The organism is Escherichia sp. E10V5 (genome assembly GCF_004212315.1).
In the GTDB taxonomy this organism is placed as follows: domain Bacteria; phylum Pseudomonadota; class Gammaproteobacteria; order Enterobacterales; family Enterobacteriaceae; genus Escherichia.
This window is the reverse complement of the sequence record NZ_RHJM01000033.1, coordinates 1-16,311: the sequence shown is the minus strand read 5'-3', so window position 1 is coordinate 16,311 and position 16,311 is coordinate 1. Positions and strand designations below refer to the sequence as shown.

At 40.6% G+C, this 16,311-nt stretch carries 18 protein-coding genes; 12 read left to right on the top strand and 6 right to left on the bottom strand.

Features of this window, described 5'->3' with window-relative positions:
* The 9 genes from D9738_RS20740 to D9738_RS20690 form a co-directional block, all read left to right on the top strand.
* Positions 1-645, top strand: a 645-nt coding sequence (locus D9738_RS20740; RefSeq protein ID WP_171021419.1) for a YadA-like family protein, incomplete at its 5' end; no start/stop codon positions are given.
* 29 nt (positions 646-674) lie between these two features.
* The gene (locus D9738_RS20735; protein WP_000855410.1) at positions 675-902 is read left to right on the top strand and encodes a hypothetical protein; all 228 of its coding nucleotides are present in this window, start codon (positions 675-677) and stop codon (positions 900-902) included.
* 124 nt (positions 903-1,026) lie between these two features.
* Positions 1,027-1,614, top strand: a complete 588-nt coding sequence (locus D9738_RS20730) for a DUF6012 family protein (RefSeq protein ID WP_130261063.1) — start codon at positions 1,027-1,029, stop codon at positions 1,612-1,614.
* 11 nt (positions 1,615-1,625) lie between these two features.
* Complete coding sequence (locus tag D9738_RS20725; protein ID WP_130261062.1) at positions 1,626-3,782, top strand: type IA DNA topoisomerase; 2,157 nt, start codon at positions 1,626-1,628, stop codon at positions 3,780-3,782.
* Positions 3,783-3,944: 162 nt separating this feature from the next.
* Complete coding sequence (locus D9738_RS20720) at positions 3,945-4,130, top strand: hypothetical protein (RefSeq protein WP_130261061.1); 186 nt, start codon at positions 3,945-3,947, stop codon at positions 4,128-4,130.
* A 754-nt stretch (positions 4,131-4,884) separates the two neighbouring features.
* A complete protein-coding gene (dqlB, locus tag D9738_RS25480; RefSeq protein WP_000609147.1) occupies positions 4,885-4,980 on the top strand; it encodes a DinQ-like type I toxin DqlB in 96 nt (31 codons plus the stop codon).
* A 514-nt stretch (positions 4,981-5,494) separates the two neighbouring features.
* Positions 5,495-6,319, top strand: a complete 825-nt coding sequence (locus D9738_RS20710; RefSeq protein ID WP_130261059.1) for a tyrosine-type recombinase/integrase — start codon at positions 5,495-5,497, stop codon at positions 6,317-6,319.
* A gap of 104 nt (positions 6,320-6,423) precedes the next feature.
* A complete protein-coding gene (locus D9738_RS20705; protein ID WP_130261058.1) occupies positions 6,424-7,083 on the top strand; it encodes a division plane positioning ATPase MipZ in 660 nt (219 codons plus the stop codon).
* A gap of 711 nt (positions 7,084-7,794) precedes the next feature.
* Entirely contained in the window at positions 7,795-8,097 is a 303-nt protein-coding gene (locus D9738_RS20690) for a hypothetical protein (RefSeq protein WP_001096503.1), read from the top strand.
* Positions 8,098-8,681: 584 nt separating this feature from the next.
* Here D9738_RS20690 and D9738_RS20680 read toward each other — a convergent pair.
* Positions 8,682-11,879, bottom strand: a complete 3,198-nt coding sequence (locus tag D9738_RS20680; protein ID WP_130261054.1) for an LPD7 domain-containing protein — start codon at positions 11,877-11,879, stop codon at positions 8,682-8,684.
* Positions 11,876-12,211, bottom strand: a complete 336-nt coding sequence (locus D9738_RS20675; RefSeq protein WP_000963832.1) for a DUF6290 family protein — start codon at positions 12,209-12,211, stop codon at positions 11,876-11,878. The genes D9738_RS20680 and D9738_RS20675 overlap by 4 nt, the downstream gene beginning before the upstream one ends.
* A 345-nt stretch (positions 12,212-12,556) precedes the next feature.
* On the opposite strand from D9738_RS20675, the gene D9738_RS20670 reads away from it, so the two are divergent.
* Genes D9738_RS20670 through D9738_RS20660 form a run of 3 tightly spaced genes read left to right on the top strand, consistent with a single transcriptional unit; the run spans position 12,557 to position 14,436 of the window.
* Positions 12,557-12,964: a hypothetical protein gene (locus D9738_RS20670; protein WP_001190619.1), complete on the top strand. Its 408-nt coding sequence runs from the start codon at positions 12,557-12,559 to the stop codon at positions 12,962-12,964.
* Between the two features lie 9 nt (positions 12,965-12,973).
* Positions 12,974-13,735, top strand: coding sequence for a conjugal transfer protein TraL (locus tag D9738_RS20665; RefSeq protein ID WP_001097937.1), 762 nt, complete (start codon positions 12,974-12,976; stop codon positions 13,733-13,735).
* Positions 13,732-14,436 (top strand): hypothetical protein, encoded by a 705-nt coding sequence (locus D9738_RS20660; protein ID WP_080171974.1) that lies wholly within the window; start codon positions 13,732-13,734, stop codon positions 14,434-14,436. The genes D9738_RS20665 and D9738_RS20660 overlap by 4 nt, the downstream gene beginning before the upstream one ends.
* A gap of 28 nt (positions 14,437-14,464) precedes the next feature.
* Here D9738_RS20660 and D9738_RS20655 read toward each other — a convergent pair whose 3' ends face one another.
* From D9738_RS20655 to D9738_RS20640, 4 genes are all read right to left on the bottom strand, one after another.
* Positions 14,465-14,902 (bottom strand): type II toxin-antitoxin system HicB family antitoxin, encoded by a 438-nt coding sequence (locus tag D9738_RS20655; protein ID WP_000466317.1) that lies wholly within the window; start codon positions 14,900-14,902, stop codon positions 14,465-14,467.
* Positions 14,903-14,926: 24 nt separating this feature from the next.
* The gene (locus D9738_RS20650) at positions 14,927-15,109 is read right to left on the bottom strand and encodes a type II toxin-antitoxin system HicA family toxin (protein ID WP_000833471.1); all 183 of its coding nucleotides are present in this window, start codon (positions 15,107-15,109) and stop codon (positions 14,927-14,929) included.
* Positions 15,110-15,539: 430 nt separating this feature from the next.
* Complete coding sequence (locus D9738_RS20645; protein WP_000545934.1) at positions 15,540-15,818, bottom strand: hypothetical protein; 279 nt, start codon at positions 15,816-15,818, stop codon at positions 15,540-15,542.
* 57 nt (positions 15,819-15,875) lie between these two features.
* Positions 15,876-16,205 carry a hypothetical protein gene (locus tag D9738_RS20640; protein WP_000855123.1) on the bottom strand — a complete coding sequence of 110 codons (330 nt, stop codon included), beginning with the start codon at positions 16,203-16,205 and terminating at the stop codon, positions 15,876-15,878.
* Positions 16,206-16,311: the final 106 nt, after the last annotated feature.

Genomic DNA, 16,311 nt, shown 5'->3' with positions numbered 1-16,311 from the left:
ATTGATAAGGCGAAGAATGACGCGATCAGTTCATCTAACAGCTACACTGACAGCAAAATCAGTGATACGAAGACAGAACTGAATGCCAATATTGATAAGGCAAAGAATGACGCGATCAGCTCATCCAACAGTTACACAGACAGTAAAATCAGTGATACGAAAACAGAGCTGAATACCAATATCAACAATGCCAAAAATGAGGCAATTAGCACATCAAACAACTATACGGATAAGAAATATCAACAAGGTATCAGTTATACAAATGAAAAATACGAGCAAAGCATACAGTATGCTCAAAATGCGGCTGATAAAGCTGAACAAAATGCGAATAACTATACTGATAACCGATTTAATCAGTTAAACAATCAGTCAAATCAGCGATTTGAACAATTGAATAAAAAGATTGAGCGTGCTGAAAAACGTCTTAATGCCGGTATTGCAGGTGTCGCCGCAATATCTTCAATTCCATATGTAGCTGAGAATAATTTTTCATATGGTGTTGGGCTTGGTAATTATCAGAATGGAAACGCAATTGCTGCGGGTATTCAATATAAAACATCAGCAAATACAAATGTGCGCCTTAACGTCTCATGGGATTCATCTCATAACACTGTCCTTGGTGCAGGTTTTGCGGGTGGCTGGTAATAAACTATCTACGTGAAAGGAGATAAAAAATGAAAACATTAGTTTATGCAATGATTCTGTCGCTGACTACCTTTTCTGCTTTTGCAAAACAGAACTCGGCTAATAGTCAGAAAACAGGAGCAAGTAATGTTGAAAGACAAAGCTATGAGAATACTGATGCAGGAAAAAAACAAGCTGAATGGATGAAAGGTAAGTTTGTTAAACCTGATTGCTCTCCTTCTATGAATCGTATTGGTTGGTCAGAAGGTTGTAAGTAATCATCAATGATAACCTCGCAGATTCCAGATTTTAATCTGGGATTTGCGGGGTTGAACAACCGAAGGGCGTTAGTGATTTTTTGGTAATAAGTCCAGACTTGAAAATGAGATAAAGGAAACCACTATGTATCTGCATATTGTTCCTAAACTTTTTCATCGCATGGCTAATAAATGTAGCCTTAAAACCATTTCCATACCTGAACTTGATTTTATAATTGATAGTGAATCATTGTCTGTAGGCAGACCGTGGCCTAATAAATGTTTATGGGTTGGAATGCGAAAAGGAAGAAAGTCAGTTAATGGCCTTGTTTTGCAAACAGATAAAAAATTAAGATGGTTTACTACTATATACACCTGGGATATTGAAGATATGGGATTAATATATCATCGGGTCAATACCTATATAGAAGATGATGATTTTGATATGGTATCACAGGAAATTCTATTAAATGGTTCTTTTGATAAGTGGAGTGACAGGGTGCATTCAGCTTATGAAAATAATCCTCCTGCCAGAATTCAGCCCAAAATGGAATCTTTATTAAATAAACCTGGTGAAAGCAGCCATGATATGTGGGAAGAGTTCGAATGGGGAGACTTCCTTCTATCCAGAGAGGAAAGCCTTTTACTTCACACTATTCAGTCTGAACGATTAAAAACGGACTTCTCTTTATTCAAAAAACAACCATCTATTGAAAGTGCATTAGTTATTTAAAGGATAATAAAATGAGACTTTTTATTGCAGAAAAACCCGCAGTAGCGAATGATATTGTTAAGGCGCTTGGTGGCAATTTTACTCGCCATGATGGCTGGTTTGAAAGTGATAACGCAATTGTGACTAACTGTTTTGGTCATATTATCGAATCACAGCCACCGGAAAACTATAATCCTGAATATAAAGTCTGGAAAGTTGAAACGCTTCCTTTACGTCTTTATCCCGTGAAGTATCAGCCTGTCGAAAGTGCCGCAAAACAGGTTAAAACGATTCTCGAACTTATCAGCCGTGGAGACGTGACTGAAATTGTTCACGCTGGCGATCCTGATGATGAGGGACAGCTACTGGTTGATGAAGTCCTGGAATATGCAGGCAACACAAAACCCGTAAAGCGCGTTCTGATTAACGACAACACGCTTCCGGCAGTGAAAAAGGCACTGGCAAATCTTAAAGACAATCGTGATTTCAAAGGACTTTACCTTAAGGCGCTGGCGCGTTCAGTTGCCGATGCCGTCTATGGCTTCTCTATGACTCGTGCGTACACCATTCCGGCAAAAGCCAGAGGATATCAGGGCGTTCTGTCTGTCGGGCGCGTCCAGACTCCCGTTCTTGGCCTCATTGTGAATCGTACCCGTGCTAACCAGAACCATAAATCCAGTTTTTACTACACCATGACCGGAGTCTTTCAGCGTGGTGCTGATGTTCTCAGTGCAAACTGGAAACCAGGGGAATTTGCTCCGCTGACAGATCGTAAATTGCTTGATAAGGCATGGGCAAACGGAACGGCGGCATCTCTTGCGGGAAAACCAGCCACCGTTGAAGCGGCAGCAACTGATGATAAAAAAACTGCCGCACCGTTGCCATTTAACCTGGTCAGGCTCCAGCAATACATGAACAAAAAGTTCAAAATGACAGCGCAAAAAACGCTGGATGTTACGCAACAACTACGCGAAAAATACAAAGCGATCACTTATAACCGCTCTGATTGCTCATATCTTTCTGATGAACAATTCAGCGAAGCGCCACAGGTTATCGATGCCCTGAAATCAATATTTCCTCAGGCGCTGGATATTGATTCCGCACGTAAAAGCAAGGCGTTTAACAGTGCAAAGGTGACTGCGCATACTGCGATAATCCCGACAGCCAGTGTGCCTGATGTTAACGCACTCAGCACCGACGAGCGCAATGTTTACCTTGCGATCGCACAACACTATCTTGTTCAGTTCATGCCTGAAAAAGCATACCAGGAAGTATCGGTTGCCATTCAGTGTGGTGATGAGTCGTTCTATGCTCGTGCCAGAAAAACAACTGACAGCGGATTTGAGGCATTTCTTGGTGCGGAAACCACAGACGAAGGTGAATCAGAAGATAACGATGATTCCGCTTTTGAACTACTCTGTAAAATTCGCACAGGAGAAACACTGACGACAAAAGAAGTTGTAGTTAATGAGAAGAAAACGACACCGCCGCCATTATTTACTGAAGCCTCCTTGCTTGCTGCGCTTGTTCGTGTCGCGGATTTTGTCACTGACCCAACGATTAAAAAATTGTTGAAGGATAAAGATAAAGACAAAAAAGATGAACATGGCGGCATTGGTACGCCAGCTACCCGCGCAGCGATTCTGGAAACGTTGAAGAAGAGGAATTATATCACGCTGGAAAAAGGAAAACTCATTCCGACAGATACCGGATATGCGCTTATTGATGCTCTGCCGGATATAGCTGTTAATCCAGATATGACAGCATTATGGGCTGAAAAACAGGCTGCTATTGAAAATGGTGATCTGACGGTTGAAGAGTTTATTAATGAGCTTTACGGTGAACTGAGCGGCATGATTACAGATGTTGACCTGGGCGAGATGAAAATTGAAGCAGCAGCGCCAGCAGGCCAATCTCAACGCCTGAATGCTCCCTGCCCTTCCTGTGGTAAGCAGATTGCTATCAGGCCAAAAGGTTATTTCTGTACAGGATGTGAATTTAAAATCTGGAAGAACTTCTCTGGTAAGGAGCTTTCTGACAAGCAAGTAGAAATCTTGCTAACAAAAGGTATTACAGGAGAGTTAAAAGGGTTTGTTAGTTCCAGGACGAATAAAGAATTTTCGGCTAAAGTTAAATTACTTGATAACGCAACAGGAAAATTAGGGTTTGAATTTACCCCCAAAAAGTAGCAATAGTTGATTATCCCTTGTTCTCCATATAACATCCAATGGCACGTCTGAAGCGTCCGATTAACCAGGGGTGGTTTGTCAGTCTTCAGATTGTGCTATTTGTTAAACTTAACTGCATATAAAGATAAGTTCATATTGTGTCCTTTACAAGGAGATTATGAAATGGAAATGAAATTTTTTGAAGTGAAAGAAGGTTATTATATTAATATAAATTATATAGTATCAATATATTATGACAAGACTGATGTTGCTACTGTTACTCTTACAACAGAAGAGGTTGTACACTTAAATGCTGTGGATGCTATACGTCTGAAAATGTTTTTAGCAAAGTATTTAAACACCAAATAATTAACATCTTTTGGGAACGGAAAAAGACGCAGTAGGCAAATGATAAATACAAAAAGCCCGACTAATCGGGCTTTTTGCTTTCCGGTTCTGAGTTGGTTGCTCTGACCAGAGGATGGCTATCAATATCCAACGTTTATATAGTAAGTCAGATACTTGGCTATGTCAAAGTTAACGAAATAATTCGTTCAATTGGTAAACGTAATCCAAATCTATTTCCTGATGGTGAGCGTAAAGTACATTTTGAAATAAACAATCCTGAATACAAATTCCTCTGTGTAGATATTAACGTCGAATCCAAATAAAAATCTCTCTTGGATGCATCTTTATTGAGATTAGTTCAGTTGAATGACAGGTACAAAAAAGCCCGACTGGTAATCGGGCTTTTTTGTGCTTTCCGGCCTTGAGTTGGTGGCTCTGACCGGAGAAGGTTACTCTACACCTAACGTTTACATTTTATTCACTATGGTGCTGTAAAGCAACTAAATGTGGTTAAGGAACCACATTTAGTTGTGTAACGGGTGTTTTGTGTAGCGTATAATCAGTCAGTTAGTCATGTAGTTGGCTTGTAATCCTGCTCTTCCCGTATCTGCGGGTATGAACGATTTTAAAGTCCTGGCTGGATAAACAGGTGGTGCTGTATTCGGTGCTCTGGCAGGAGGAGGTCACTCTACACCTAACAATGCGAGAGAGCCGTTGTGACAGGCAGTGTATGAGTAAGCAACGGTGATTTCCTCCAGTTTTACTGGAGAAACGGATGATTAATCTGTTAATCATCGTTCTCAGGGCTGTGGTCGCCGTTGCAAACGCGCTGATTGCAATTCTGGAACTGATTCGCCAGTTCATCGACTGATGACAGCGGAAACGTAACTAAGGGCAGGAAGTGAACCGCTTCCTGCCCTTTAACGTACTGTGACATTTTTCAAAAAAACTCACCAATATTCTCCTCGGCAGAAATGACATAACTCACTGTAAAATAAAAATCATCTAAACGCCGGCTTTGCATTGAGCGCGTTGGCCAACGCCTTTATCAGTTGCGACCGCACCAGATAATTTGAAGAAGATTTCCCGCATCACCTGGACATACAGGTTATTCTGTCCAGATCTCATTAGTTACAACATACACTGAATTTATTTCCTTTATCTGGTGCTCTGCTCCGGCATACGCGCCCATATCCTGGGTCATTCAGGATAACTTCCAGATTTCGTCCTGCCCTGCCGTTCATATCCGCCTGGACAAAAATGCATTATCGGAAAAAATGTCCAAAATTTTTTTTGGTGATCGGAATTTTTATTGTCGGACGCACCTCTGCTCCAGGTCATAATTGCTGACACATCCCAAAAAAACAGGTGCGGAGATTTAAAAATTGAGTCACTTACCCGCCAAAATTTTCCAGATTTCACGTAGCGACGCCTGGAATTTAACCATCTCTCCCGATGCAGCCCGTAATATGCGGGATCTGGCGGCGCAGATTGGCGCAGGAATGCCAAAATATCTGATAGCACCGGAAGTCTCACTGCTTCTCTCCTACATTGATGATCTGAGCATCCGTATGTACTTTGAGACACTCTGGAATACCGGAGCACGACTGAATGAAGCTCTGGCGCTGAAACCTGCTGATTTTATGCTGACTCCGACGCGCCAGTACCCGCAACCCGTGGTGATCCTGAAAACACTCAAGCAACGTATAAAAGAAGCAGAAAGAAGACCTGGACGACCGACCACCAGGCATCCGCCATTACATCCTGATCCGCGATACAGAAAACCACCGGAGCCTGCTGTAAGGCTGGTTCCTGTTCTGGATGCCGGATACGCATTGCGTATGCGGGAATACCTGGCGACCTGGAAAAAGCGGATCAAACATCAGCCAGTGTGGGACATAACATCGAGACAGACACCGCTGAACTGGATAAACACCGCAGTGGCACGGGCAGAGCGTGACGGCGTAACATTTTCGGTTCCGGTCACGCCTCACACGTTTCGCCACAGTTACGCCATGCACCTGACAATGAGTGGCGTTCCTCCGCGCGTACTGCAATCCCTGCTGGGACACCGTTATGCAAGAAGCACCGAGATTTACACCCGTATTTTTTCGCTGGACGTCCTTACAGGAAGTGGCCTGTCCTTTACCTGCGATCCACAGCTTGCAAAACAGCTTCTCGGATATCCTGAGCGCCTCAATGGTAAGTAATAATACACACCATTAGGCTATTGCCAGCACGCAATTGTACGGTTATACTTTCATCACAAAAGATTGTGTATTAATACACACCATTTAGCCGGGAGGATTTTGTGATGGGAAAAATCATTACAGTTGCAGGGCATAAAGGCGGCATAGGCAAAAGCACCGTGCTTTGTTCCTTATGTGTCTGTGCCATCAGGAAAGGGAAAACAGCCTGTTTCCTGGAAACAGACTCGCAGGGAAGCATCAAGGACTTCATCGAGGAACGTAAAACCAACGAGCGGCTGTCTGAAATACCGTATTTCGAGTGCTACACAGATATTCCGGCGATGGCACGAAAACTGGCTGCCCGCTTTGATTATGTGTTTGTTGATACGCCAGGAATGAAATCTCCGGCCTTCGTTAAGGCACTGAGTTGTGCTGACATTCTGTTCACATTCATTGAGCCAGGAGCAGGCATCGAGATCAACACGCTGGGACGGCTGGTTTTCGACATTAAAACAGCACAGGCCGGAGTCAATCCGTCAATGAAAGCATGGATTGTCCTGAATAAGTGTTCAACTAACCCGTCAGACAGTGAAGCGTCAGAACTGCGCCGACAACTCAATGATGATCCGGACTGGCTTCCGGTTCCCCGCCAGCGTATCTATATGCGTACTGCGCATAAAAAAGCCTATAACAGTGGTATGGGCGTACACGAATACGATGATAAACGGGGAAACAAAGCCCGTGGCGAAATTGAGTTACTGTTAAAAGAAACGGGTATTCTTTGATGTGTATTATTACACACTAAAAGCAAGGGAGATGTATGCTCGCCCATTTTCTGTTTGTATCCAATATCAGCCCCTGGCAGGGATGGCTTTTTCTTACTGTCGCAGTAATAACCATTGCTGCCGGATGTATTTCCATCCACGAAAACAGAATGCACTTCTCATGGACAGATGCGGTTATGGTTCTGATTTATTGTGGTCTGGCAGGTTTTTTAGCTGTTTGCGGTATACGGGCGCTTGGGCTTATCTGAATAGCAATAGTGTGTATTGTTACACAACAAATAACAGGAAACAGGAAACATAACATGCTCAGTCTTTTTCTGTTCTTATCACTATTGATACTCCTGATAAGGATATTCTCCGCCAGGCTAATAATTCCGGCTGTGTGCGTATTTCTGCCTGTGTCATCACTCTGGATGGGATTTACTATGCTCAAACAACATGAATCCCCTTGCCTGAATAGTTCAGGTTGTGTTTTATCACCATTTGCTCAGTTCAGCACCCTGATCGGATGGCTTTTTATTGCTGTATCAATATTAACCACATGTGCTTGCGTATGTTTTCTCCGTAAAAATAAGAAACGCTGGTCATGGCATGATGCACCTATGCTTCTACTTGCAGGTGGCCTGGCAATTTGCGGCACCTGGATGCTGGAACTTCTACAGCTATAAAAAGTGTGTATAATTACACACTTTACAAAAAGCAGGATACCTTATGGCAAAGCTCCCCAAGAAAATAGATCAGGAAATTAAGCCACTGGATTTGCGCCAGTTTGTAAGTTCTGCGGCACAAAAACCGGCATCGGCATCCGCAGTAACGCGTATAAATCTGACAATGACAGATGATGATCTCGATACAGCGCAGGAGTTCCAGAACGAGTACGGTGCAAGCCGTGCTGAAGTTATCAGGGCGGCACTGGCAGCTCTACGTCTGGTATCAGCAGAAGAACGCCGGAGGTTGTTTGATGATATAAGGAAAAACAGTCCGAAGGCCGGAAGACCAACCGTTAACAAATAGTTTGATGTTGATGTAAAGGAAAATCAGATGACGGGATACAGATTTTTTTTGATTTTATGTGGAATTTACCTAAATCTTTTTATGTTATTAGCATTTTACTTATTACCTGATGAAGATAGTAAATCAGTTGGGATTTTATTATACTTAACTTTCGGTTTTTCTCTGCCATTAATATTTGTCTGCTATAACTGGAATAAAAATTCTGAATGATACTTAAGCCTGCGAATGAGTGGGCTTTAAGAAACGATGAAATGAGATGGACTATAATCCTCACAGGAGGAGTTTAACTCTATGGAACAATGCATCTTTGATTTAGGAATTATAAGCTATAATCCAGTTATTACATGGACTGTACCAGTTGTATTTTTCTTTTTAGTATTGATAGCTGGTATAGTATTCAATATTGGCAGGAGAAGTAATCTAATCGTTTTTGCCCTGGCAATATTGCTCCCATTAACAACGGTTTTCATTTTTATGTTACTGGGCGGTAAGATCGATATGTGCTGAACCGTTGCGGTGTTCTAGTGAGAGCGTTATTTAAACTTCAGATTTAAGCCCACGAATTAATTTCGTGGGCTTTCTCTTTATCGTTCCTGTTCAGATTGCTGCTGATTTTGCTGTTCTGCTTTTTCCTGTACGAACTGTTGTTCAAGACGATCTTCTGCTACTTCGCGAGTGAAATCGTGATGTAACAATTCGGCTTCAGTCTCCTGACGGTTAAACGCTAATCCCTCGGCTTCAAATTTAGCCTGATAGCGATCAATGGCATCCAGTATCAAACCATCCTGCTCATTGACATCACGACCTTGTGCTTTTTCAAGTTCATGTCGTGGAACAGGTTCCGCTTCTTTAACGGCAAGTTGCTCTCCCATCATCCCTAATTCTTCTCTGGTTACAGATTTAACAATAACTTCCCTTTTATCCAGATCATGAAGCATTGCAGTATTATTTTTATACTCAATAGCTTCAGAAAGCGATTCGAACTTCTTAACAGGCTGGTTGAGTTCATCTTTCGGGAACGAAACAACATATACAGGTGTACGGGTGTATTCCTTGTATGAATCAGCCAGGATTTCGTAGGGTTTATCAAATTCTGCTGTCAGTTTTTCTGGATAAGAGGACAGCTCGCTGGCCGCTATGGTCTTGGAAACAAGCAACGCACCTTCAAATCCATTTCCCAAATGTGGGTTCGCTTCGTATTTCTCGATTGCCATTTTCTTGTCTTCTTCAAAGTAGCTGTAAGCAGCCTCTTTTGAATAGAAAATGACCCCTTCGTTCTGTTCGTGTACGCTTGTATGGCTGACCAGATAAATTTCTTGTTTAGCCTCTTCCGCTGACGCCTGGTTCTGATGAACATCTGCCTTGCTGATTTCATTATCAACCTGGGTTTGTTGCTGGGATTCCTGTTCAGTCTGCTGCATTGCTTTAGACTCAAGCTCCGCTTTATGCTCCAGCATCATCTGTTGGTATTTCTCAGGGCGCAGAATAATATTCATATCCCGTTCTGCCGCTACAAGAGCACATTCTTTCTTAAACTCTTCGCTTCCGGTAAGTTTGAGCACACCGCCAAACTTCTCTTTCGAATACTCCAGCATGATGCCGATCTCTTCTTTAGAAGGATTCTTTCCGGCAACAACAAAATCACCCTTATCAGTAAATACGGGGGACTCTGTTTTTTGGTCACGATAAACAATCTTGGTTTCTTGTTTATCCATTACAAGATCTTTCAACCTGGTATTTGTTTGTTGCAGTTCCTGCAATCGCTTTTGTGCCTGAACAGCTTTTTCCAGTGATAGCTCAATTTCAGCACCAGAAATACTGTTTTCATTTTCTTTATTAAGATAATTTTTGAGTTTATCAATTGCTTTCATAGCATTTTTATCCTCATTCCAGTCTTTATGATACTGGTTGATAAAACTACGTCCCGCAGCATACATATCATCCAGTCGTTCAAGAGTGGTTATTTTCTTATAAACTAAAACACCTTTAGCTACATCACGATTTTCTTTAGGTAAAGAATAAATTTGTTGCCGCATTTCGCGCAATTCATTATACATATTTTTCTTTTCTGCACGAATAATATTCCTTAAAGAAATGTCTGTTTTTTTAAAGGAAGAAAATCTTTCTCTGGATTCTTCATAACTCAGTTTTCTTATTGTTGCTACCGGCTCAAACGTTTTTTCAGACAGTTGTTCTCCATATGTTTTAAGTAAGAAACTTTTTGCATCAGACCATGATAAATTAATATATTTAGTTAAAAAATCAGACGCATTAAGATTTCTGTTGCCAACTGCAAAACGTGGAGAACCATCTTTTGCTTTACTGATTGCATGTTCTCCAGGTACAACATTAAATTCACGTGCAGTCGCAGAAAGAAAACGCTCAGGATCAATTTCCTTTCTGATTTCTGCCATTGTGCTTAACTCATTACGTTCTGCATCATTATTTAACTTCTGAAATAATGCTTCATGTAATGGCGTTGATATACCGATATTTTTTATTCCTCGTTCTGAGAATCGTCGATCAGCATTCCGTCGCATTGCTGAATCAGAATGCGATCTGTTTTCCATTCTGTTTGCCAGATTACGCTGTTCATTATCCTGCAAAATACGGACAGATTCGGGCGGTTTTCCTCTCCCGTGGATTCCGTAAACCAAACCGCGTTGGGGCAAACGTGGCACGCCGACTCTTGTTTTAGTTCTACTGAATCTGGAAGTTGATTCAATACTGAACTTGTTACCACAAGACCGTCCTTGCGTTCTTTCAGAATTTTTTGTGTTAAGTTTGTATTTTTTGTCATAGTCATCAATCCTGTTTTTTAGGAAACTTTTCTTTTCCGGCTCACTAAGCGCCTTATAGTGATCACGCGTTTTACTCGATTTTGAATAAATATGTTTTATTTCGTGACTGGTTTTATCAAGCCAGGTACTAACGTTATTGTTAATCTGTGCCAGGGTCGGCTTTACTAAAGGTAGTTCACGTTTTTCTATGAAAGATGAACTAAATAATGGGTTTTTAAAATTAGTATATTTTTTGTCATCTTTAAGGCGCACAGCAAAGTATTGATTAGTCTTCCCCTCATTGCGAATTTTTACATCACCATATTGCATTAATAAATTTTTGAATGCATCCGTCGAGTTAATATTTTCATTTGTAACTCTGGAGAAGACTTCCTTTTTTACTTCATTGTTCCGTTCACGGTATAAATCGCCTTTTACTCGTGACAGCACGTTTGCATAGTTCTCATCACTTACACGAACGGAATCCTTTGGGCTTATCAGGTTATATTTGTTGTTAAGATATTCCTGAACAGAGTCAAGTTGAGTCTGAGTTTTGAGATTTGTCAGATCTCCTGGCGGATTTAATGAGTTCCCTGTGACAAGATTTGTTCTTGGAATGACAATGTGAATATGTGGTTTACGCTCCACAAGTTCACCAGTTTTGTTATCAACAATATTTTTAATTTTTGGAAGATGGGCTTCTGCATAAAAAGAATACTCATCTGTATGATAGGCATTCATGAGCATCTTCCTGAAATCAGAAGTCACGTTTTTCAGTGTTTCTTCTGATATTTCATTTTCTGCAAATGATAATGTGATATGCAGGTATCGCTCCTGCCCTTTATCTTCTATTGATTCAATTATTTTATTTGTTGTAGCCAGATCGCCGTCAATGATAAATCTATGGTCAAGTTCATCACGGGTATACTCACGCTCCGCTTTTCTTCCATTTTCAAGGTATTCTGCAATACCATGATTGCCACCGCCATAGCGTATTATCATTTTAGTGCGCCCTGCAATAAATCACGGATATTTATCAAGGTATTGAGCGCCCTTTCATACAATGAAGATGATATAATTCCCTTGTTATGATCCAGATTTAAACGATGTGCAATCTGATTAAGATTATTGCTTGTTTTGTTCATAAGAAAAAGACAACGCTTGTAATCTGTCGTTGGCTTTGGCTTCACTGGCAATTCACTAATACGATTCAGAATCAGTGCGCGAAAAAACTCGGATTTGCCAATGTCTGTATGCTCCAGCAGCTCCTTGAACGGCTGGTATTCTTCATCGGTTAACCGGATTGATATAACGTTTTTTCTTTCTATCGCCATAACGCCTTTACCTTAAAGTTCGTAGAACTTCCTGAACGGTGCAACCGTTCGGGGTTTCAAAGGGGCATCCCCTTTGGCACGACGATTATACAGGCCATGAAATGGCGTGTATACATCGGTGTCGTGCCTGTGTTTTAGAAAACGATTCAGACTAGACACACAAAACGACACACACAATAGCACCACAGACACACATAATGGCACACAAAAGAACACACACAAAAGCACACAAAAAACCTTGACAACACACAAAATGACACACACAATGCCACACATAAGGACACACACATTGCAATTTAGGGATAGTTTTGTCATATTGGGAGGTAAATATATAGAGGATAACATATGCAAAGCATCGACGCGTTCTTATCACCACTTTGTGAAGCGATAAGAAATGAAAAACTAAAATCAAAACAAGCTGCATTTAATCTGTACCTTCAAGAGATACTTGAAGCCAAGAAAACATATACCTGGGAACAGATATGCACATATATAAATCAGAATACTGATTCGACGCTGGCTGTACGTGCTTATAGAAATATGGTTGAACGAGCAAAAAAGAAACGCTTATCACAGGAAAAGAAAAATAACGAATCTGGAGTCGCAAACAAGTTGCCGCCTCAAGGTGACAAATCGACTCAAACAACAAAAGAACCAGCGATAAAAGGTTTTTTCTCTCAAAGAGAAAAAGAGAGAAAACTGGAATATGATGCTTCGGCAACAATGGCAAAATTTGAAGACAAATACAAATAAGGATGAAACATGAATACTTCAATCAATTTTATATTGCAAGGTAAAGGCGGTGTAGGTAAATCTTTTGCCACATCAATACTGTCTCAATATTTTATTGATGAAAAAAAACTTGAAAATGTTGTTGTCGCGGATACAGACCCAGTAAATACAACTACAGCAAAAGTAAAACGCCTTAATGCTGAAATTATCAAGATTGTAGAAAATAACAACATTGTGCAATCAAAATTTGATAGCATGTTTGAATCTATTCTTGAAGGCGGAAACATTAATTTCGTTATTGATAATGGTGCTTCTACGTTCTTGCCATTACTTCAGTATTTCGATGATAACTGTGTAATGGATATGTTCAATGAAGTTGAACAGGATGTTTATATCCATACTATTATTGTTGGTGGTCAGGCACAAGCGGACACAATAGAAGGTTTTGAAAATATCGTTAAACTTGTAAAAGGTACGAAAGTTAAAATAATCGTATGGATTAATGAGTTCCAGGGCGAACCGATACTTTCAGGGAAGCATATAACTGAAACAAACTTTTTTGAAAAAAATAAAGACGTTATTGCTGGCGCAATATTGATCAAAGATCGCAAAAGCGATGCTTTTGATACTGACATAAAAAAATTAACAGCCAATTCAATGACACTGACTGAGGCGCTTGAATCGAAAGAGTTTGGATTAATGGCTAAATCCCGCCTCAAGCGTGTTTTTAACGATGTATATGTACAGCTTGATGCAATCTATGACCCTGAAAGTGTAGAGGCCAATGCATGAGTGATATTGAATTACAACAGCCCGAAAGGGCTGTTCATGAAGCAGAAGATCAGATAAATGATTTTGTTGTTGATGTTTTCAAGAAAACAGGGGTAAGAATATCAAAAGATGATCCTGTACTATCCCTGCTATTTCTCCATGAAAAAATTCAAAAGAGACAATCTGATTTATTAAAAGATGATTTCACCACTTTAGCTGATGCATTCAAGAGTGTATTAAGTTCATTAGAAGAAGAAAATATTCAGCGATTCAGAAAAATTGTAGATACTTGTGGTGATCTTGATAACGAAATAAAAGAAGCCATAGAGCATGGCAAAAATGAAATCAATGAGACAGCAGTCTTAGCGAAGGAAAAATTAAACAATGAAATAATAGATATTATATCCTTACTAAGAAAAAACCAGGAGGAGCTAAACAACTCTTACAAAAAGAGCATTGCTGAATTTTCAAAAAACACAAAGCCATTTAGTAAAAGTACAGCAATAGCATTATGTGTAGCCTGCACCATTGGAATTTCAGCCGCTTTTTCTGGTGCGTTCTGGTATGTTGCGCAATCACAGAAAGAACAGGCGCTACAGTTCTATGCATCCGGCTACATGGATATGCAAAAACTAACAAAAGAAACGATCTCTCTACTACCTAAAGAACAGCAAAAAATTGCAACCGCTAAGTTAAATGCACTGGAAAGCCGCAGTAGGTAAAAAAATCCCCGCATCAAGCGGGGATTTTTCATTTATATGAAAGTTCATGCCGCGCGGCCTGAGCAAGAAAATGGCTACGATCTCTGTAAACACCGCCACTTTCTCTGACAAATCCATCAATACGACGAATCAACACATCAGGCAACGCAATATTAATACGTTGTTGTTTACCTTCAATTTCAGACAAATCAACATCAATTACAAACCAGCTATCGCAGTGACTATAGTCCTGATTTGCGGCATATGTTAAACAGCCGTCATCATGAATATCATCAACAGAATAAGAACCACTTAAAACCATTTCTTCCACGATAGCCAATATCGCTTCTCGCGCCATCACAGGAATTTCTGATTGAGTATCGGCAGCAGAGACACAGCCAAAATCAAAACGATCAAAAGCCGGAACGGTTATACCATATGCCGTATGGTCATCTTTCGGTGTTTCGACACCCACAGAAAAAAACATGATTACCTCCAAAGTCGGCGGGGATTAAATCCCCGCCATTTTTCTGATCGATCTGACAGTACCCAGTGGCAAGTCTTTTTTCGGATGGGGCACAGGAAAAGTTTTTCCTGTTATGGGCGACCACCATATCTGGTGGCTGCTCGCCTTATGCCGCTTCAACTCACAACCAGCAGCTATCAGCTCTTTCAACAGGTCAGCAGATTTCATATGTCCTCCCTAACCTGCCACTAATTATACACACATATACACACAAAAGCAAAAAAGAAGATTAATTTCGTGCGTAACTGCTCTATGCAACATTGAAAAAATTCCGCTTCCTCGCCACTAACTCGCTACGCTCGGTCGTTCGGCTGCGGCGAGCGGTTAAAAAAATAAATGATGTGTATTAATACACAAAAAAAAGGGGGAGAATAATCTCCCCCCTTCACATCAAACTAAAGCATTATCCCGGTTATGCGCCCACCAAATGATTTCGCTAATAATCCATGCTTCTATTGCTGGGGTTTTGACTTGTTCCCCGTTTACAATCCGGTTGGCAAGCTCTATCATTTCGCACACTGACATTTGAAAATCTCCAAAGATACATTTGTCATTGGGTAACAGGCTGCCCCACAGCCTGTTACCCCCCCAAAAAAAGTTAGTATTTGCTAGTGACCTTTCCTTTCTTAATCATTTCTCTTAATTCAGATTCGGTGTACTCCTTTCCATGTTCCAACGTGGAATATATGTTACCAACAGTCCATATCCCACACTTCTTAATTTCTGCATTTATCCATGACTCACGCAGAATAAACAACGGTTCGCAATCATTTCCTTTTTCATAAACATAAATAGATTCGGTATCATTTCCAGAATCAGAAGTGCCAACAATTTTTTCTATATCGAAATGTTTTTTCAGAAAAGTTGTAAAATGCATTTTTATTCTCCTGCCGCTGTGCGGCTTTGGTAATTAGGGGCAATTACGCCCCTGTGATTAGTAATATGATGTAAATTCGTGTTTCTCTTCTGGCTGAGTTTTATAGGCCATCTCAAATGATTCAATCTCTATTGCAGGTACGCTGTAACAATCACGCACACGACGCTTTAATGGCTCCCCACAGAAATCATTAAGCAATGGGGTCTTATATCCACTCATTGAACGAGTCAGAAGAACAGAAGCGCGAACCTCCTGGACGGTGACGGTTTTTTTACCGTGAACAGAAATAACCTGGTAGAAATTAACGTTAGTTTGCTCATATCCCCATGAAGATACAAACACATCACCAACAGAAACAGTACCGTTATTAAAAGTTAATGTTTTCATTTTTATCTCCTGCCACTGAGCGGCTTTGGTGATCAGGGACTATCCCCTCTCGATATGTTTATAATAGGTCAGTTCTGACCTATTTACAAGTAATTTTTACTCCTGA